This is a genomic window from Novosphingobium sp. Chol11 (assembly GCF_945870625.1).
Classification (GTDB): domain Bacteria; phylum Pseudomonadota; class Alphaproteobacteria; order Sphingomonadales; family Sphingomonadaceae; genus Novosphingobium.
The window spans coordinates 1-19,788 of record NZ_CAMBTS010000049.1 but is presented as its reverse complement, the minus strand read 5'-3'; the positions used below and the strand labels follow the sequence as shown (position 1 = coordinate 19,788).

Here is a 19,788-nt window from a genome sequence, read left to right as displayed (position 1 = left end):
CTCATTCGCGGCGGGCCGGTCGCGGAGGAGACGCTGGAGGAAGTCGCGGCGGTCTTGCGGATTGCGCGGGGCGACATCGTGGACGCGCAGTGGGCCGACAATGGGCCGGGCTGGGTGGCGGTGCGCCTTGCCGATGCCGAGGCGGTGCGCGCGCTGGCCCCGGCGCGGTTTCATGAGCGGCGGATCGATGTGGGCGTGGTCGGCCTCTATCCGCTGGGCTCGCGCTTCGCCTATGAAGTGCGCGCGTTTTTCAGCGATCCGTTCGGCGGCATCGTGGAAGACCCGGTGACGGGCAGCCTGAATGCCTCGCTCGCCGAGTGGCTGGTCGGCGCAGGCGCTGTAAATCCGCCCTATCTAGCGGCGCAAGGCGGCTGCATCGGCCGCGACGGACTGGTGCGGATCACGCGCGACGACGCAGGCGCGCTGTGGATCGGCGGCGATACGGTGACGCGCGCGGCGGGGGTGCTGGAGGTTTGAGGGGGGCAGTTCGCGTTGCGCCGAAAACACATGCCGGCTAAAAACACCCTTCATGGTTGATTGTTCGCTGACCGATTTCGCGAAGGATGGGGCGCTGCTTCTCAAAAGCGCTTTGACGCCGTGCATTGCGGATTTAGAAGCGGGGCTTGCAGGGCTTCCAACCGATAGCGCGGGCATCCGCATCTACGGCATTGCATCGCTAAGGCCACTGCACGCTAGTACCGGTTTGATTGGCGGAATTGCAAGCTCGATAGCTGGCCGAAATACATTGCCGGTTCGAGCTATCCTCTTCGACAAATCAGAGCAAAACAACTGGTCGCTTGCGTGGCATCAGGATCGAACAATCTGCGTCAAAGAGAAGCGTGAAGCTTCTGATTTTGGACCGTGGACGATAAAGCGCGGAATGCATCATGTTGCGCCGCCGTATGAGTTATTGACGAAGATGATTACGCTGCGGGCGCATCTTGATGATGTTTCGGTCAACAATGCACCCCTTTTGATTTCTCCCGGCTCGCACAAATTTGGCAGAATTCCAGTCAGTGACATCGATAACGTGGTGCAGCGTTGTGGCACCAAAACCTGTTTGGCCGAGGCTGGCGACGTATGGCTTTACTCAACGCCAATCCTCCACGCTTCTGAAGCAGCGTCGCCGCCAACGCGCCGCCGTGTGCTGCAAATTGATTTTTCCGCTGACACCCTACCCAACGGGCTTGAATGGCTTGGGGTGTAAAGTGCTCCACCAATTGCTGCGCGATGGATGCTGAAACGAGTTCAGCATGACGGGGGATTGGGCGGGGGTGGCTTGTAGCTATGATATTCCGCGGGGCTTCTGTTGCCGCTAACAAAAATTGCGCTTGGCCCCCGCGCGTTTCGCGGGCATTCTGCGCGCAGAGGATAGCTGGAGAAGAACGCCATGTTCACCCGTATGGATCAAGGCAACGCTGCGGATTGGAAAGTGATCGGCGATGCGCATCGCAAGCATCAGCGCGAAGTGGTGCCGCTGATGGTGATGGATACGCTGAAGCGGCTGTCGGCGCTGGAAGTGGGCTTTGCCGCCGACCAGCTGACGCACAGCCTGATGACCGCGACTTTGGCGCAAGCGGACGGCGCGACCGACGAAGAGGTGGTGCTGGCGCTGTGTCACGACATCGGCAAATCGTTTTCCATCGCCAACCACGGCGCGATCGGCGCGGAAATGATGCGCTCTTATGTGAGCGATGATGGCTACAACGTGATCCGCTATCACCAGCTGTTTCAGGGCGATTATTACTTCGATTATCTGGGCCAGCCGACCGGGCAGCGCTCGCAGTTTGCCAATGAAAGCTGGTATGATCTGGGCGTGCGGCTGGTCGACCGGTGGGACATGCCCGCCTTCGATCCCGATTTCAAAGTGACGCCGCTGGAAGCGTTCGAACCGCTGGTGGAAAAGACATTCTGCCGGGCCAGGAACGATGTGATGTGAGCCGGCGCGCCGCGTGAAGGCGGCGGCGGGTGTCTGGATTGTTCCCCTTTGTGCACGGCATTGTGCATTTTAATAGTGGGCATTAGCGCCAGAGATGGCGTGATCTTGCGTAACTATCTGAAATCATTGCAGGTCGTTTCGATTTGCACGGTGCTGGGCGCAGAGGGGAGGCGCGGGCGCGCCTTGTTTGGGCCGCGCGTATCGGGCAGTTTATCGCCCATATGACAATGAGAGATGGGCTCTTGTCAGGGAGATAAACATGAGCATGCACGGAATTGGCGCCGCTGAGCGCACTGGCCTCGCTTTTAGCCGCTTTGCTGGCGCTGGCATGGCCGCAATCGCCATCGCGGCGCTTGTCGCGGGCGCATCGCCAGTTTTGGCGCAGGATGCGGCGACGGCGCAATCTGTTGACGCAGCCGAAGCGGCGGCACCGGGCGAAATCGTGGTGACCGCGCAGCGCCGCGAGCAGAAGCTGCGCGATGTCGGCATCGCGGTCACGGTGCTCAATGCCGCCGAGATCAAGAACTACAACATCACCAACGCCACCGACGTGGTGCGCGCGATCCCCAACCTGAAATTCAACGCCTATGGTAGCAGCCAGGTGGTCTACAACATTCGCGGCGTCTCGCAGAATGACTACGGCGACCAGCAGGAACCGCCCGTCGCGGTCTATCAGGACGATGCCTATACCTCGTCGATCACTGCGGCGAGTTTCCCGATCTTCGATCTGGCGCGTGTGGAAGCGCTGCGCGGGCCGCAGGGCACGCTGTTCGGCCGCAACGCCACTGGCGGCGCGGTGCAGTTCATCTCCGCCCAGCCGACCGAGCAGCTCGACGGCTATCTCTCGGCCACTTACGGCAGCTTCAATCAGACGATCGTGGAAGGCGCCGTGTCGGGTGCGCTCGCCTCGAACCTGACCGCGCGCGTTTCGGGCCAGTATGCGCGCGACGATGGCTATATCAAGAACATCACCCCCGGCCAGCCCGATCGCGGCGCGGACAACCACTGGGCGCTGCGCGGCATCGTGAAGTGGGAGCCGAGCAGCGATTTCAAGGCCAAGCTCACCTTGCGCTATGCGCAGGCCGACCGCGAGCGGCAGGCTGGGCTCTATTCGCTTGAGCCGACTTGCCCCAATGCGCAGTTCCAGGGCGAATTCATCGGCCCCAACGATGCCTGCGGTTATTGGGGCACGGTCGGCACCACTGGCAACGGCTATGCCAATCCGGCGATCACCCCCTCGCAAGGCGGCAATCCATGGCGCACCGCGGGCACGGGCGATGCTTACGTCGATCGCCAGGTGTTCGGCGCGACCTTGCGGCTCGATGCCAAGCTGGGCGCGTTCGATGTGACCTCGATCACCGATTACCAGTCGCTCAACAAGTTCTACATCGAGCAGGGCCTGAGCGTGCCCGAGTTTCCCTATGTCGAGAACGGCCCGGTCCGCGCGCCCGGCCCTTGCCCCTCACCGGCGCAGAGCGTGACCTGCTACGAATCCGGCACGGTATTTTTCCAGCGGGCCAACACGCGGCAATACACGCAAGAACTGCGCGCGGCGGCGACCTTTGGCCAGAACTACCTGACGGTCGGCGCTTTTGGCATGATTATCGACGGGCGGTTTCAGGCGAAATATGCGGTGCCGTTCATCCAGTATGATCCGAACGTAAGCTTTACCCAGCGCACGGAGAGCTTTGCCTTTTTCGTGCAGGACGAGTTCAAGATCAGCGATCAGGTGAAGCTGATCGGCGGCTTGCGCTATTGGCAAGACCGCAAGCGCGGCGATTACTTCGCAAATGCGGCCGCCGGGCCTTACGCGCTGTCGCTGCATTTCGGGCCGAACGACATCTCGTATAACGACACGACCGGCACGGTGACGCCGGGAACGTGGAATTCGGGCAGCGGTCTGCCTTCAGGCGTGACGACGCTGCCCAGCGCGGCGAACCCGACGTTCAGCGGCCTGACAGCGCGGGCCGAGATCGACTACAAGCCCAACGACGATACCCTGATCTATGCCAGCTATAACCGGGGATCGAAATCGGGCGGGTTCACGTTCTCGACCGGCACGCCCTTTCCGGGCCAGTTGGTCGATGTGCTCAACAACATTCCTTATCGGCCCGAAACGCTCAATGCCTATGAAATTGGCCTGAAAACCAAGATTGGCAGCAACACACAGTTCAATCTCTCGGCATTCTATTATGATTATCAGAACTATCAGGCGTTTGTGCAGGTGTTTGCCGCGCAAGTGGTGCGCAACCTGCCGGCCAAGATCAAGGGCATCGAGGCGGACCTCACCAGCCGCCCGATCAAGGGGCTGACCCTGCAATTGAGCGGCGCCTTTCAGGATAGCGAAGTCAAGAACGTGCTGTTGCCCGATGGCGTGACGGTAAAGACCAGCGATCTGCCGCAGGCCCCCACTTTTGCCGGCAATGCGCTGATCCGTTATGAATTCGAAACCGGCGCGGGCCGCGCTTCGCTTCAGGCGGACGCGCTGTTTACCAGCAAGTTCTGCTTCACCGTGCTGTGCGCGCCGGTGGAGCGCGAGCGCGCCTATCATGTCGAGAACGCGCGGATCGGGTTCACCCCGGCGGGCACGAACCTTGATCTGGCGGTGTTCGTCAACAATGTGTTCGAACGCAAATACCGCGTCTATGCCTTCGATGCGTCAACCTTCTGGGGCTATACCACGGGCGTCTATGCCAAGCCGCGCACCTGGGGCGTGAACGCGGTGTGGCATTTCGGGAACTAAGAAGACCCCTCCGTCATCGGCTGCGCCGATGCCACCCCCCCGTTTGGGCTTCGCCAAAACAGGGAGGAGCAGAGAACCCTCCCTGTTTTGCCGAAGCCCAAACGGGGAGGTGGCCTGCCGAAGGCAGGTCGGAGGGGTAAATGATTGACCTGCCTCTGAACTGAAATGGCGATACAAGCCCATGACCAAGACCTTTCAGACAATCAATCCCGCCACCGGCGAAGTGCTCGCAGAGCTGCCCATTGCCGGGCAGGCCGAAGTCGATGCTGCGGTGGCCCGCGCTGCCAAGGCCCAGAAGGAATGGGCCAAGCGCACCGGCACCGAGCGCGGGCGCATCTTGCGCCGGGCCGCGGATATCCTGCGCGAACGCAACGACGAACTGGCCGCGCTGGAAACGCGCGATACCGGCAAGCCTATTCAGGAAACCTTGGTCGTCGATGTCGTCTCGGGCGCGGATTGTCTGGAATTCTTCGCTGGCATTGCGCCGACGATCGCGGGCGAGCACCTCGATCTCGGCCCGGCGGCGTTCGGTTATACCCGGCGCGAGCCGCTGGGGGTTTGTGCCGGGATCGGGGCATGGAACTATCCGATCCAGATTGCCTGCTGGAAATCCGCGCCCGCGCTGGCCTGCGGCAACGCGATCATCTTCAAACCGTCCGAACTCACGCCGCTGACCGCGATCGAAGTGGCGAAGATCTACCTCGAGGCGGGGCTGCCCGAGGGGCTGTTTCAGGTCGTCCACGGCTTCGGCGAAACCGGCGCGCTGCTGACCGCGCATCCCGGAATTGCCAAGATATCGCTGACCGGCAGCGTGCCCACGGGCAAACGGATCATGGCGGCGGCGGCGGCTACGCTCAAGAACGTGACGCTCGAGCTTGGCGGCAAATCGCCGCTGATCATTTTCGCCGATGCCGATATCGAGAACGCGGTTTCGGGCGCGCATCTTGCCAACTTTTACTCGGCGGGCGAGGTCTGCTCGAACGGGACGCGGGTGTTCGTCGAGCGAAGCATCCTGCCGCAGTTTCTGGAAAGCCTGAAGGCGCGCACCGAGCGGATCAAGCTGGGCGATCCGATGGACCCGGCGACGCAGATGGGCTCGCTCATCTCGCAAGCGCATCTGAACAAGGTCATGGGCTATGTCGAGCAGGGCAAGGCTGAGGGTGCGCAGGTGCTCACTGGCGGCTACCGCGTTACAGACGGTGTTCCGGTGGCGGGCTTCTACGTTGCGCCGACGGTGTTCACCGCCTGCACCGACGCCATGACCGTGGTGCGGGAGGAAATCTTCGGCCCGGTGATGACCGTGCTGGCGTTCGATAGCGAAGAGGAAGTGATCGCGCGGGCCAACGACACCGAATTCGGCCTTGCGGCCGGCGTGTTCACGCAGGATCTGACCCGCGCGCACCGGGTGATCGCCGCGCTCGATGCGGGTTCGTGCTGGATCAACACTTTCAACATCTGCCCAGTCAAAATGCCGTTTGGCGGGTTCAAGCAGTCCGGGCTGGGCTTTGAAAACAGCCGAGAGGCGATCCACCACTTTACCCGCCTCAAGAGCGTTTACGTCGCGATGGAGCCGATCGATGCCCCCTATTGAGGGCGGCGCCCCCGCTTCGGAGATTTGGGACTATGTTATCGTCGGCGCAGGCTCGGCTGGCTGCGTGCTCGCGGACCGGCTGAGCGCGGACGGCAAGGCGCGCGTGCTGGTGCTGGAGGCGGGCGGCTCGGACAAGTCGATCTATATCCAGATGCCCAGCGCGCTGGCGATCCCGATGAACACCAAGCGGTGGAACTGGGGCTATGAAAGCGAGCCGGAACCGCATCTTGGCGGGCGGCGGCTGCATACGCCGCGCGGGCTCGGGCTGGGCGGATCGTCCTCGATCAACGGGCTGGTCTATATTCGCGGCAATCCGCTCGATTTCGAGCGCTGGGAAGAAGAAGGCGCACGCGGGTGGAACTATGCCGCAGTGCTGCCCTATTTCAAGCGCGCCGAACGCCGCGCCGAAGGAGGCGATGAATATCGCGGCGGCGAGGGGCAGCTGGATACCTGCTATGGCAGCCTTGCCAATCCGCTCAATCAGGCGTGGCTCGATGCAGCGCAGCAGGCGGGCTATGCGCTGACGGGCGACGTCAACGGGTTCCGTCAGGAAGGCTTTGGCCGGATGGACATGACCGTGCGCGGCGGTGAGCGCTGCTCGGCGGCCAAGGCTTATCTGCGACCTGCGATGAAGCGGCCGAACGTGGCAGTGATCACGCAGGCGCTGGCAACGCGGATCGTGTTTGAGGGCAAGCGCGCGGTGGGCGTGGAATATGAGCGCGGCGGCAAGCGGATCGTGGCGAAGGCGGCGCGCGAGGTGATCCTCGCCGGCGGCCCCATCAATTCGCCGCAACTGCTCAAGCTTTCAGGCATCGGCCCGGCGGAAGAGCTGGCGCACAATGGCATTGCGGTGGTGGCCGATCGGCCCGGGGTGGGTGCGAACCTGCAGGATCATCTCGAGTTTTATTTCCAGATGGCCTGCACCCAGCCGGTGACGCTTTACAAATATGCCAACCTGCTTGGCAAAGCGCTGGTTGGCGCGCGCTGGCTGTTCCTGCGTTCGGGGCTGGGCGCGACCAACCATTTCGAGACGTGCGGCTTCATCCGCAGCCGGGCGGGGATCAAGTATCCCGATATCCAGTACCACTTCTTCCCGATGGCGGTGAGCTACGACGGCAATTCGCTGGCGAGCGAGCATGGCTTTCAGGCGCATGTCGGCCCGATGCGCTCGAAAAGCCGGGGCAGCGTGACCTTGCGTTCGGACGACCCGCATGACAAGCCGGTGATCCGCTTCAATTACCTCAGCCATCCTGACGACTGGGCGGAAATGCGCGCCTGCGTGCGGCTGACCCGCGAGATTTTCCAGCAGCCCGCCTTTGCGCCGTGGCGCGGGCGCGAGATCCAGCCGGGCGCGGAGGTGATCAGCGACGAGGATATCGACGCCTTCATCGCGCAGAAGGTCGAAAGCGCCTATCACCCCTCGTGCACCTGCAAGATCGGCGCAGCGGATGATCCGATGGCCGTTGTCGATAGCGAACTGCGCGTGATCGGGGTGGAGCGGCTGCGCGTCGTCGATAGCTCGGTGATGCCTTCGGTCACGACCGGCAATCTCAACGCGCCCTCGATCATGATCGGGGAAAAGGGGGCTGACCACATTCTGGGCAAAGGCCTGCTCGCGCCATCCAATGCGCCGTATTACACTGCGCCTGATTGGGAAACAGCGCAGCGATGACCGCAATTGCCGCCGATGTGGCCGCACCGCCCAGCGGCGAGCTTCAGCGCACGCTTGATTGGAAGGGCGCGTTCTGGGCCTCATCCGGGGTACCTGCGGGCGTGCTGCTGACCATCGGCGGGATTGCGACGATGATCGGCCAGCCGAGCTGGGTGATCTTCATTGTCTCGATCCTGATGGGGTTCCTGCAGAGCTTCGTCTATGCCGAGATCGCCGGGCTCTATCCGCACAAGTCGGGCGGCGCTTCGGTCTATGGCGCGGCGGCGTGGCTGCCCTATTCCAAGTTCGTCGCGCCGATTTCGGTGTGGTGCAATTGGCTGGCGTGGTCGCCGGTGCTGACCCTCGGCACCAGTCTGGCTGCCGGGTACATCATGGCCAGCCTGTTCGCGCCCGACAGCGCGATCAACACTTGGCATGTCACGCTGCTAAATCTCGATTTCATCCGCACCGGGCTTACGCTGCGCATCAACGCGGTGTCGATCATCGGCTCGGCATTCCTGCTGCTGACCTTCGCGCTGCAACATGGCGGCGCGGCCAAGGCGGCCAACGCGCAGAAGATCCTGGGCATTGCATGTCTTGCACCGCTGATCCTGGTCGGCTTTGTGCCTTTGCTGACAGGTGATCTGCCGACACAGAACCTGTTTCCGTTGCTGCCCTTGGTGCGCGATGCTGCGGGGCAAGTGCATTTCGGCTCATGGGACGCTTATGGCCTTACCTTGATGGCGGCGGCGATGTTTGCGGCGGGCTGGTCGACGTATGGGTTCGAGACGGCGGTTTGCTATACGCGCGAATTTAAGGACCCGGCGCGCGACACGCCGCGTGCGCTGATCGCCTCGGGCATTTTGTGCATCGTGATTTTTGCGCTGGTTCCCTTGGCGTTTCAGGCGTCGCTGGGCTTAGAGGCGATGATGGACCCGCGCATTGCCGATGGCTCGGGCGTGGCGCTGGCCTTGGCAACGATCGTGACCAAGGGGCTGGGCGTGACGGGCGGGGGCGCGGTGGTCGTGGCCAATATGTTTATCGCCACGCTGATCTTGTCGTTGCTGCTGATCGTGATGACCTCGATGATGGGCTCTTCGCGCACGCTGTATCAGGCCGCGGTCGATGGCTGGCTGCCGAAGTTCCTCGGCCGGGTGAACAGCCACGGCGCGCCCACGGCGGCAATGTGGACCGATCTTGGCTTCAATCTGATCCTGATGCTCGCCTCAGATTACTTCGCGGTGCTGATGATCAGCAACGTTTGCTACATGGTGTTCAATTTCCTCAATCTGCAATCGGGCTGGATTCACCGCATGGACCGGGGCAGTTGGGAACGTCCGTTTCGCTGCCCAACGTGGCTCTTGGCGCTGGGTGCGGTGCTGGGCTTCGTCAACATGGCCTTCATGGGCGCGGGCGCGGATGTCTATGGCGCGGGCACCTTGCGCAATGGCCTCATTGGCGTGCTCCTGATCCTGCCGGTCTTTGCCTTCCGCCATTATGTGCAGGACAAGGGCGTGTTTCCGGCGGCGCTGGCGGAGGACTTTCCTGAAACGGCCAGCGTCAAGCGGGCGGGAGTGCTGCCGTGGCTGTCGCTGGCGGCCTGCGCGGCGGTGGTGTGGGGTGCGCATGCGCTGGCGAAGTTGCCGGTGCCGGTGGGTTAGGGCTTTTCAAGGCGCGGGCCCCCTCCCCGGTGGGAAGGGACTGAGCGCGGCTCAGGCTTGACTGCCGCTTCCGCCATTCGCCTAATACCCAGCATTAGTCTTTCCTATGGCGGCAAACAGCGGTTCAGCCCTGCCAGTGAGACTGGCATAGCAATATCCAGAAACAGAACTGCAAAGGCCGAGTGGCACAATGAAAACGACAGCACGGGTGGTAGTGATTGGCGGCGGTGTGGTGGGCGTAAGCACGCTATATCATCTGGCCCGGATGGGCTGGTCCGATGTCGTCCTGCTCGAACGCAAGGAGCTGACCTCCGGCTCGACCTGGCACGCCGCCGGGCTGATGCCGCTGTTCAACATGAGCTATTCGGCGGGCAAGCTGCACCAGTATTCGGTCGATTTCTATCCCACGCTCGAGGCTGAGACCGAGCTCAATGTCGGCTTCTCGAATGTCAGCAACATCCGCCTCGCCACCACGCGCGATCGGATGGACGAGTATTTGTTCTACGCCGGGGTTGCGCAAACCATCGGCGTCGAAGTCAATTTCCTCAGCCCCGACGAGGTCAAGGCGATCTGGCCGCTGGCCGAGATGCAAAACGTGATTGGCGCGATCCAGCATCCCGGCGACGGCTATATCCAGCCCGCCGATCTGACGCAGGCATTGGCGAAAGGCGCGCGCCAGCGCGGCGCGACGATTTACCGCAACACCGCCGTGACCAACGTCGTCCAGAAGGCGAATGGCGAATGGGTCGTCACCACCGATCAGGGCGAGATCACCGCCGAGCATGTCGTGTTCGCGACCGGCAGCTTTGCCCGCCAGACAGGCGCGATGGTCGGGCTCGATATCCCTGTGGTACCGGTCGAGCATCAGTATATCGTGACCGAGCAGCACCCCGCGATCATGGAGCGCCGCGCCAAGGGCCTGCCCGAAATGGGCGTGCTGCGCGAATCCGATGCCAGTTGGTATATGCGCGAGGAGGCCGGCGGCCTGCTGCTCGGGCCCTATGAGATCGGCGCGCCCGCGTGCTACCTCGATGGCCCGGCGGCCAATAGCGAATACGAGCTGTTTCCCGATGCGCTGGAGCGGTTGGAGCCTCATATCCTCTCGGCGATGGCCCGCGTGCCCGCGTTCGGCGAAGTGGGCGTGAAGAAGGTGTATAACGGCGCGATTGCCTATACCCCCGATGGCTCGCCGATTGTCGGCCCGGCATGGGGTGCCAAGAATCTGTGGCTCAACGAAGGGCACAGCTTCGGCATCACTGCGGCGGGCGGCGCAGGCTGGCAATTGGCGCACTGGATCGTCGAGGGCGAGCCGACCATCGACATGATGGGCGTCGATCCGCGCCGCTTTGGCGATTATGCGGGCGAGGGCTATTTGCGCGCCAAGAACGAGGAGGCCTATGCCAAGGTCTTCACCGTGCACTACCCGGACGAAGAGCGCGAGGCCGCACGGCCTTTGCGTCAGACCCCGTGCTACAGCCGGATGAAGGCGCTGGGCGCGGTATTCGGCAGCGTGTTTGGCTGGGAGCGCCCCAATTTCTTCGTGCCCGAAGGCTACGCGCTGAGCGAGGCGGACTTGGACAAGCCCGATGTGATCCTGCGCGATAACCATCCGGTGGCGGTCTCTGGCGAGCCGATACAGGAAAAGTGGTCGTTCCGCCGCTCGAACTATTTCGAATTCGTCGGCGCGGAATGCTTGCATGTGACCCAGAAGGTCGGCCTGCAGGACATGTCGGCCTTCGCCAAATGCCTGATTTCGGGCCCGGGCGCGGAAGATTGGCTGAACGGGCTGCTGAGCAACGTGGTGCCCAAGAAGCTGGGCAAGCTCTCGCTCTCCTATCTGCTCACGCAGGATGGCGGCGTGCGCGCCGAGTTCACCGTCTACAAGAAGGGCCCGCAGAGCTATTATCTGGTCTCGGCGGGCGCGCTGGAGCGGCATGATCACGATTATCTGGTGAAAGCGCTGCCGACCGATGGCTCGGTCCGGTTCGAACGGCTGACCACCGCGATGGGCGTGCTTGTGCTGGCGGGGCCGAAATCGCGCGAAGTGCTGCAGTCGCTGACGCGCACCGATCTCTCGCACGAAGCGTTTCCTTGGCTCACCGGCAAGCCGATTTCGCTCGGCGCGGCCAAAGTCGATGCGCTGCGGGTGAATTTCATTGGCGAGCTAGGCTGGGAAATCCACCACCCGATCGAAATGCAGAACTATATCTTCGATCAGATCATGGCGGCGGGCGCCGCGCACGAGATCAAGCCCTTCGGCATTCGCGCGATGACCGCGATGGCGATCGAGAAGAGCTACAAATTGATCCCGCGCGAACTTTCGACCGAGTATGCCGCGCTGGAGAGCGGGCTGGAGCGGTTTGTCAGCTTCAAGAAGCCCGCATTCCATGGCCGCGAAGGGCTGCTCGCGCGCAAGGAAGCAGGGCTGAAGTGGCAGTTCGTCACGCTCGAAGTGATGGACGTAACCGATGCCGATGCGCGCGGGTCAGAGCCGATCCTGCGGGACGGCGTGCTGGTGGGCCGCGCGACCTCGGGCGGCTATGGCTGGCGCTGCGGCAAGAGCCTGGCGTTGGCGATGGTCGCGCCGGAGCATGCCGCGGTGGGCACCGCGCTTGAGATCACGATTCTGGGCAAGACCCACCGTGCGGTGGTGATCGCGGACTCGCCCTTTGACCCGGACAACAACGCTTTGCGGAGCTGATCCCATGCTGCATTTTGATGCGATTGCCGAAAGCCTGAACCAGACGCGCACAGGGTTTACCCTGCCGCAGAACCTTTATGTCAGCGAAGAGGCCTATCGCTTCGATACCGAGGTGATGCTGCGTTCGGTGTGGCTCTATGCCTGCACCATCGCGCATGTGAAGCACCCGGGCGATCAGTTCCTGTTCGAACTGGGCGAAACCTCGGTGATCGTGGTGCACGACAAGCAGGGCGAAATCCGCGCGTTTCACAACACCTGCACGCACCGCGGCGCGAAGCTGTGCAGCAGTGCGAGCAAAGGGGCGCGGATTACGTGCCCCTACCACCAGTGGACCTTTGCGCTCGATGGCAAGCTGCTTGCCGCGCGCAACATGCCGCCCGAGTTCAACAAGGCGGACCACGGCCTGCGCCCCGTGGCGCTCGAAAACATCGGCGGGCTGATCTTCCTGTGTCTGGCCGACAATCCCCCGCCGATCGCCCGCGTGAAGGCGGATATCGAGGCGCAGATCGGCCTCTATGACATGACCAAGCTCAAAGTCGCGGTGCAGGACGACCTGATCGAACCGGCCAACTGGAAGCTGGTGATGGAAAACAACCGCGAGTGTTATCACTGCGATGTCAGCCATCCAGAGCTGATGAAGTCGCTCTCGACGTATGGCTTTGGCAAGGGTCTGCCCGAAGACGGCGCCGACGATGTGGTCGATGATGCCGCGTTCGATGCCATGCTTGAGGCGCAGCGCGCGCGCTGGCAGGATCTGGGCATATACCACGAGCTGATCGAATTTCCGGATAACTGGTGGCACCGCGTGGCGCGGCTGCCGCTGGCCAATGGCGCGGTTACGCAAACCTTGGACGGCAAGCCCGCTTCGAAAAAGCTAATCTGGCCGCACGGTGCGGAGGAGCAGACCAGCCTTTCGATCTGGACCCAGCCCAATTCGTGGCATCATTTCTGCTGCGATCATGTGGTGACGTTTTCGCTCACCCCGCTGAGCGCCGACCGCACTCTGCTGCGCACCAGCTGGCTGGTACACGAGGATGCGGTGGAAGGCGTCGATTACGATCCGGCGAACCTCACCGCCGTATGGCGCGCGACCAATGCGCAGGACAGCCATCTGGCGAGCATCAACCACCAAGGCATCAAGGGCAACGGCTATCGCCCAGGCATGTACTCGGTGGAAGAGAAGCTGGTCGATGCGTTCAAGACGTTTTACGTCGAGGCTTCGCAGGCAGCGCTAAAGGATGCGGGCTGAATGGCGATGTTCGAGGCCATTGGCGGGGAAACGCTGCAAGTGCCCGAAACCGGCACGGCGATGGTACGCGCGGGCGGTGCATGGCGCGAAAGCGGCTCGCCCGGGTTTCTGGTCAAGCCGTTCCTCGAAGATGCCAAGGCAGGCCTGCGCACCTGGCTGATGAAAACCGAACCCGGCGCAACCGCCGCGATGCATGCGCATGACGAGATCGAGCAGGTCTATGTCCTTGAGGGCAGTTTCAGCGACGGGATTGCCGACTATGGCCCCGGTGACTTTATCGTGCGCGCGCCGGGCGCGCCGCATCTGACCGCATGCCCCGATGGGGCGCTCTCGCTGGTCATTTATGCCAGTGCCGATCGGGGGATCAAGTGAAGCGTTTTTCCGGTTTCAATCTTATCGGCGAGGCCTTTCGCAGCCATCAGGGCTGGCCCGAGCATTGGCCGGATAAAGCGCCCAAGCCCGCTTATGACGCGATCATAGTCGGCGCGGGCGGGCATGGTCTGGGCGCGGCTTATTATTTGGCCAGCAAATACGGCATCACCAATGTCGCGGTGATCGAAAAGGGCTGGCTGGGCGGCGGCAACACCGGGCGCAACACCACGATCATCCGCTCGAACTACCTCTACGACGAGAGCGCGCATCTCTATGATCACGCGGTCAAGCTATGGGATGGGCTGAGCCAGGAACTCAACTACAACATCATGTATTCCAAGCGCGGCGTGCTGATGCTGGCGCACAATGTGCACGATGTGCAAAGCTTCAAGCGGCATATTCATGCCAACCGGCTGAACGGCGTCGATAACGAATGGCTGACGGCCGAGGAATGCAAGGCCTATTGCCCGCCGCTCGATATCTCGCCCAATGCGCGCCATCCGGTGCTGGGCGGCGCGCTGCAGCGGCGCGGCGGCACCGCGCGGCATGATAGCGTGGCGTGGGGCTATGCGCGCGCGGCCTCGGCGCTGGGCGTGGACATCATCCAGAATTGCGCGGTGACGGGCATCCGGCGCGGCGCAGATGGCGCGGCCGAAGGCGTGGAGACCGAGCGCGGCTTCATTGCGTCGAAGAAGATCGGGGTTTCGGCGGCGGGCAGCACCTCGGTGGTGATGGCGATGGCCGGCCTTCAGTTCCCGCTCGAAAGCTATCCGTTGCAGGCGCTGGTGTCCGAGCCGGTCAAACCGATTTTCCCGTGCGTGGTGATGTCGAACACGGTGCACGCCTACATGAGCCAGTCGGACAAGGGCGAGCTGGTGATCGGCGCAGGCACCGACCAGTACATCAGCTATTCGCAGCGCGGCGCGTTTCATATCATCGAGCATACTTTGGCGGCGATCTGCGAGATTTTTCCGATCTTCACGCGGATGCGCATGATGCGCACATGGGGCGGGATTGTCGACGTCACGCCGGATCGCTCGCCGATCCTCGCCAAAACGCCGGTGCCGGGGCTTTATGTCAATTGCGGCTGGGGCACGGGCGGGTTCAAGGCGACACCGGGGGCGGCCGATCTGCTCGCCTATACCATCGCGCACGATGCGCCGCACCGGATCAACGCGCCTTATGCGCTGGACCGCTTCCGCAACGGCCGCCTGATCGACGAGGCGGCTGCGGCCGCCGTAGCGCACTGAGACCTGAGATGCTGCTGATCCATTGCCCTTACTGCGAAGAAGACCGGCCCGAGGTGGAATTTGCCAATGGCGGCCAGGCGCATATCGCGCGCCCTGCCGATCCCTCGGCTTATTCCGACCCGCAATGGGAGGAATTTCTCTACATCCGCCGCAATCCGCGCGGGCGGCATCATGAACGCTGGCGGCATGTGCATGGCTGCGGGCGCTTTTTCAATGCGGTGCGCGACACGGTGAGCGACCGGTTTGAAACCACATACAAAGCCGGGGAGCCTGCGCGATGAGCGGTTATCGGCTGTCAGTCGGCGGGCGGATCAATCGCGCCGCGCCGCTTTCGTTCACCTTTGACGGCAAGGCTTATCAGGGGCTGGAGGGCGATAGCCTCGCCTCGGCGCTCCTGGCCAGCGGGGTGATGCTGTTCGGGCGCTCGTTCAAGTATCACCGCCCGCGCGGGATTCTGGGCATGGGCAGCGAGGAGCCCAATGCGCTGATGACGGTGGAGCGCGGCCCCGCGCGCATGACGCCGAACCTGCGCGCGCCCTCGGTGGCGCTGCATGCCGGGCTGGCGGCGAAAAGCCAGAACCGCTTTCCCACGTTGCGCCGCGACCTCACTGCGGTGAACGACACGCTGAGCGCGTTTTTCCCGGCGGGCTTTTACAACAAGACCTTCATGTGGCCGCGCGCCGCATGGGAATCGGTCTACGAGCCCATCATCCGGCGGCTGGCGGGATTGGGCGACAGCCCCACGACGCGCGATCCCGATCATTACGGCGCGACGTATGCACATTGCGATGTGCTGGTGGTGGGCGCGGGGCCAGCGGGGATCGCAGCCGCCGTCGAAGCGGCAGCGACCGGCGGGCGGGTGATCCTGATCGACGAGCAGGAAGAGCCCGGCGGCGGCGCGTTGGCGGACCCTGCGCAGTGGGCTGATCTTGCGGCATCGCTGGCGGCTTTGAACGCGGCAGATAACGTGCAGATCCTCAGCCGCACGACCGCGATTGGCCATTACCATCAAAACTTTGTCGTCGCGGTTGAGCGGCTGACCGATCATCTGGCCCCCACCGATGCCAAAGGCGCGCGCGAGAAGCTGTGGCGCATCCGCGCTGGCCGCGTGGTGCTGGCGCAAGGCGCGATCGAGCGGCCGCTGGTGTTCGATGGCAACGATATCCCCGGCGTGATGCTGGCCAGTGCGGCGCGCACCGCGGCGCTGCGCTACGGTGTGGCGGTGGGCCGGTCGGTGATCGTGATGGCGGTGCACGACAGCGGCTGGCGCGATGCGCTGGCGCTAATGGCTGCGGGCGTGACGGTGAGCACGATCATTGATCTGCGTCAGGACGTGGCGGCAGAGCTGGTCGATGCGGCGCGCGGCGCTGGGATCGCGGTGCATCTGGGCTGCGCCGTAACCAGCGCGCGCGGCCGTCTGGGCATCAGTAGCATCACTTATGCGCCGGGCGGAACCGTCGACGAGCGCGCGATTGCCTGCGATGCGCTGCTGATGGCCGGCGGCTGGACCCCCACGGTGCATTTGTGGAGCCATGCCAAGGGCACCTTGCGCTGGGATGGTGCGTGGGGCGCGTATCTGCCCGATACCACGCACGAGGTGATGACCTGCGTCGGCGGCTGCGGCGGCGCGTGGGACTATGGCTCCGGGCTCGCGCTCGGCACGTTGCCCTCGGCCAAGCCGCTGCATAAACGCAAGGGCTTTGTCGATTTCCAGAACGATGTGAAGGCGCGCGATATCGGCCTTGCCGTGCAGGAAGGCTTCCGCTCGATCGAGCATATCAAGCGCTATACCACCAACGGCATGGCAACCGATCAGGGCAAGACCAGCAATCTCAACGGCTTGCAGATTGCATCTGATGTGCTTTCAAGGCCTGTCACCGAGATCGGCCTGACCACGTTCCGCCCGCCCTATACCCCGCAGACCTTTGGCGCGCTGCTCGGCCACCACAAGGAGGCGCTGTTTCAGCCGCTGCGCAAGACCGCGATTGACGATTGGGCGAGGGACCACGGCGCGGTTTACGAAAACGTCGCGCAGTGGCGGCGCGCCCGCTATTTCCCGCGCGGGGCCGAAGATATGGACGCAGCTGTGCTGCGCGAATGCCTCGCGGTGCGCGATAGCGTGGGGATGTTTGATGCCTCGACACTCGGCAAGATCGAGGTCGTCGGGCCCGATGCGGCGGAATTCCTCAACCGGCTCTATACCAACCCTTGGAAATCGCTTGCGCCCGGCCGCTGCCGCTATGGCCTGCTGCTGCGCGAGGAAGGCTTCATCATGGACGACGGCGTGGCCGGGCGCATGGCCCCGGACCGTTTCCATGTGACCACCACCACTGGCGGCGCAGCGCGCGTTTTGAACATGATGGAGGATTACCTCCAGACCGAATGGAGCGACCTTGATGTCTGGCTGACCAGCGCCACCGAGCAATGGGCGGTGATCGCAGTGCAAGGGCCCAAAGCGCGTGACGTGATCGCCGGGCTGGTCAGCGGGATCGATCTTTCGCGCGAGGCCTTCCCGCACATGGCGGTGCGCGAGGGGCATATCTGCGGCGTGCCCACGCGCCTCTTCCGCGTGAGCTTCACCGGCGAGCTGGGCTTTGAGGTCAATGTGCCTGCGCAGCATGGCCGGATGGTGTGGGAAGCGATCCATGCGGCGGGCCAGCCTTATGACATCACCCCTTATGGCACTGAGGCGATGCACGTGCTGCGCGCCGAAAAGGGCTTTATTATCATCGGGCAAGACACCGATGGTACGATCACGCCTGAGGATGCGGGAATGGCCTGGGCCATCGGCCAGAAAAAGCCGGACTTTGTCGGCAAACGCTCGCTCGCGCGGCCTGATCTGGTGGCGCAAGGGCGCAAGCAGCTCGTCGGGCTCTTGACCGAAGACGGCACGCACGTGCTCGAAGAAGGCGCACAGATCGTGGCCGATCCTGATCAGCCGGTGCCGATGACGATGATCGGCCATGTTACTTCCGCCTACCTCAGCCCCGCGCTGGGCCGCTCCATCGCGCTCGCGCTGGTCGCGGATGGCCGCGCGCGGATGGGCGAGACGCTCTATGTGCCGATGCCCGGCGGGGTGATCCGCGCGGTGGTGACAGGCCCTGTGTTCTATGACGCCGAAGGGAGCCGCCTCGATGCTTGAGATCGCCCCGATGAAGCTGAGCGCGGCGGATCTGGCGCTCCCGGCTGAGGCTTTGGTTGCAGACGGCGTGCAGCTCGCGCTGGCCGATGATTACGCGCGTTTCTCGCTGCGCGCCCGCGATGCGGCAATTCTGGAAGGCCTGCTCGGCCGAAAGTTGCCCGCAAAGATCGGCGAGACCTTGGACGGGGTCGCCTGCCTCGGCCCCGATGAATGGCTTGCGCTGCTCCCTGCGGGGACCGCGCTGCCGCTGGGCGAGGGGCTGCCGGTGAGCGTCACCGACATCTCCTCGCGCGCGCTCGGCTTTGTCGTCGAAGGACCGCGCGCGGTGGAGCTGATCACCAGCGGCTGCCCGCTCGATGTGGCGAAATTCCCCATCGGCCGCGGCACGCGCACCGTTTTCGAAACGGTCGAGATCGTCGTCTGGCGCACCGCCGAGGCGCGGTTCCACATCGAAGTCTGGCGCAGCTTCGCGCCGTGGCTGTGGCATGCGCTCGCGGCAGCAGCCTGATGGACGACGCCGCCCTGCGCGCCGCTCTCGCCGAGCTGGGTCTGGGGTGGCATGGCATCGAGCATGAGGCGGTGTTCACCGTGGAGGAAAGCCTCGCCATCCACGCTGCGCTCCCCGGCGCGCATACCAAGAACCTGTTCCTGAAAGACAGCGGCGGGCAATTCTGGCTGGTGACAGCCGATCATGCCAAGCGCGTTGACCTCAAGGCCCTTGCAGGCGCAATCGGCGCAAAGAAGCTCAGCTTCGGCAAGGCTGAGGACATGGAGGCGCTGCTCGGCGTCGCCCCTGGCTCGGTCACGCCCTTGGCAGCGATCAATGATGCGGGCGAGCAAGTGCGCGTGGTGCTCGATGCCGATCTGGCGGCGGCGGCGATGGTCTATGTCCACCCCTTGCGCAACACCGCCACCATCGGCCTCAGCGGCGCAGACCTGCTGCGCGCGCTCGCGGCGTGGCATCATCAGGCGCTGGTCGCCATAATCCCCGAGCGGCCATGACGGTCAGCACATTCGAGCTGTTCAAGATCGGCATTGGCCCATCAAGCTCGCACACCGTCGGCCCGATGGTCGCCGCGCGGCGGTTCTGCCTGCTGCTGGAGGAGCGCGGCCTGCTGGCGCAGACGGCGCGGATCGAGGTCGATCTTTATGGCTCACTGGCGCTCACGGGCAGGGGCCATGCCACCGACGTCGCGATCATCATGGGGCTGGCGGGGGAAACCCCTGCGGGCGTTGGCATCGATGCCGGGGCGCAGCTGGTGGCGGCGTGCCATAGCGCGCGCGAAATCGCCTTGCTCGGCCATCACCGCGTGCCGTTCGATCCGGCCACCGACATCAAATTCCGCCAGCGCGAGCGCCAACCCTTCCACAGCAACGCGATGGCGCTGGCCGCCTATGACGCGCTCGGCGAAGTTTTGCTGAGGCGGTTTTACTATTCGGTCGGCGGCGGCTTTGTGATCGATGAGGAGGAGGCGCAGAGCAACGCGCC

Annotated in this window: 16 protein-coding genes; all 16 read left to right on the top strand. The window is 63.6% G+C overall.

The genetic code is table 11. The features are described 5' to 3' along the window. Window positions 1-477, top strand: a 477-nt coding sequence (locus Q0O40_RS09500) for a PhzF family phenazine biosynthesis protein (RefSeq protein WP_295529031.1), incomplete at its 5' end; no start/stop codon positions are given. 52 nt (window positions 478-529) lie between these two features. Next, the gene (locus tag Q0O40_RS09495) at window positions 530-1,207 is read left to right on the top strand and encodes a phytanoyl-CoA dioxygenase family protein (protein WP_295529029.1); all 678 of its coding nucleotides are present in this window, start codon (window positions 530-532) and stop codon (window positions 1,205-1,207) included. Window positions 1,208-1,390: 183 nt separating this feature from the next. Next, window positions 1,391-1,939 (top strand): HD domain-containing protein, encoded by a 549-nt coding sequence (locus Q0O40_RS09490; protein ID WP_295529027.1) that lies wholly within the window; start codon window positions 1,391-1,393, stop codon window positions 1,937-1,939. Window positions 1,940-2,198: 259 nt separating this feature from the next. Further along, a complete protein-coding gene (locus tag Q0O40_RS09485; RefSeq protein WP_295529025.1) occupies window positions 2,199-4,682 on the top strand; it encodes a TonB-dependent receptor in 2,484 nt (827 codons plus the stop codon). A gap of 181 nt (window positions 4,683-4,863) precedes the next feature. Next, complete coding sequence (betB, locus tag Q0O40_RS09480; protein WP_295529023.1) at window positions 4,864-6,273, top strand: betaine-aldehyde dehydrogenase; 1,410 nt, start codon at window positions 4,864-4,866, stop codon at window positions 6,271-6,273. After that, the gene (betA, locus tag Q0O40_RS09475) at window positions 6,260-7,945 is read left to right on the top strand and encodes a choline dehydrogenase (protein ID WP_295529020.1); all 1,686 of its coding nucleotides are present in this window, start codon (window positions 6,260-6,262) and stop codon (window positions 7,943-7,945) included. The genes betB and betA overlap by 14 nt, the downstream gene beginning before the upstream one ends. After that, window positions 7,942-9,585, top strand: coding sequence for an APC family permease (locus Q0O40_RS09470; protein WP_295529018.1), 1,644 nt, complete (start codon window positions 7,942-7,944; stop codon window positions 9,583-9,585). The genes betA and Q0O40_RS09470 overlap by 4 nt, the downstream gene beginning before the upstream one ends. A gap of 190 nt (window positions 9,586-9,775) precedes the next feature. Next, window positions 9,776-12,286, top strand: coding sequence for an FAD-dependent oxidoreductase (locus tag Q0O40_RS09465; protein ID WP_295529015.1), 2,511 nt, complete (start codon window positions 9,776-9,778; stop codon window positions 12,284-12,286). A gap of 4 nt (window positions 12,287-12,290) precedes the next feature. Further along, a complete protein-coding gene (locus Q0O40_RS09460) occupies window positions 12,291-13,535 on the top strand; it encodes an aromatic ring-hydroxylating dioxygenase subunit alpha (protein WP_295529013.1) in 1,245 nt (414 codons plus the stop codon). Next, a complete protein-coding gene (locus tag Q0O40_RS09455; RefSeq protein ID WP_295529012.1) occupies window positions 13,536-13,907 on the top strand; it encodes a cupin domain-containing protein in 372 nt (123 codons plus the stop codon). It begins immediately after the preceding gene. Continuing rightward, window positions 13,904-15,157 (top strand): sarcosine oxidase subunit beta family protein, encoded by a 1,254-nt coding sequence (locus Q0O40_RS09450; protein ID WP_295529010.1) that lies wholly within the window; start codon window positions 13,904-13,906, stop codon window positions 15,155-15,157. The genes Q0O40_RS09455 and Q0O40_RS09450 overlap by 4 nt, the downstream gene beginning before the upstream one ends. A gap of 8 nt (window positions 15,158-15,165) precedes the next feature. Further along, window positions 15,166-15,438, top strand: coding sequence for a sarcosine oxidase subunit delta (locus tag Q0O40_RS09445; protein WP_295529008.1), 273 nt, complete (start codon window positions 15,166-15,168; stop codon window positions 15,436-15,438). Then, window positions 15,435-18,299 carry a 2Fe-2S iron-sulfur cluster-binding protein gene (locus Q0O40_RS09440; RefSeq protein ID WP_295529006.1) on the top strand — a complete coding sequence of 955 codons (2,865 nt, stop codon included), beginning with the start codon at window positions 15,435-15,437 and terminating at the stop codon, window positions 18,297-18,299. The genes Q0O40_RS09445 and Q0O40_RS09440 overlap by 4 nt, the downstream gene beginning before the upstream one ends. Further along, window positions 18,292-18,807: a sarcosine oxidase subunit gamma gene (locus Q0O40_RS09435; RefSeq protein WP_295529004.1), complete on the top strand. Its 516-nt coding sequence runs from the start codon at window positions 18,292-18,294 to the stop codon at window positions 18,805-18,807. Before Q0O40_RS09440 ends, Q0O40_RS09435 begins: the two co-directional genes overlap by 8 nt. Next, window positions 18,807-19,301: a prolyl-tRNA synthetase associated domain-containing protein gene (locus tag Q0O40_RS09430; protein ID WP_295529002.1), complete on the top strand. Its 495-nt coding sequence runs from the start codon at window positions 18,807-18,809 to the stop codon at window positions 19,299-19,301. The genes Q0O40_RS09435 and Q0O40_RS09430 overlap by 1 nt, the downstream gene beginning before the upstream one ends. Continuing rightward, window positions 19,298-19,788: serine dehydratase beta chain (locus Q0O40_RS09425; protein WP_295529000.1), on the top strand; the 491-nt coding region annotated here is incomplete at its 3' end. The genes Q0O40_RS09430 and Q0O40_RS09425, both read left to right, overlap by 4 nt.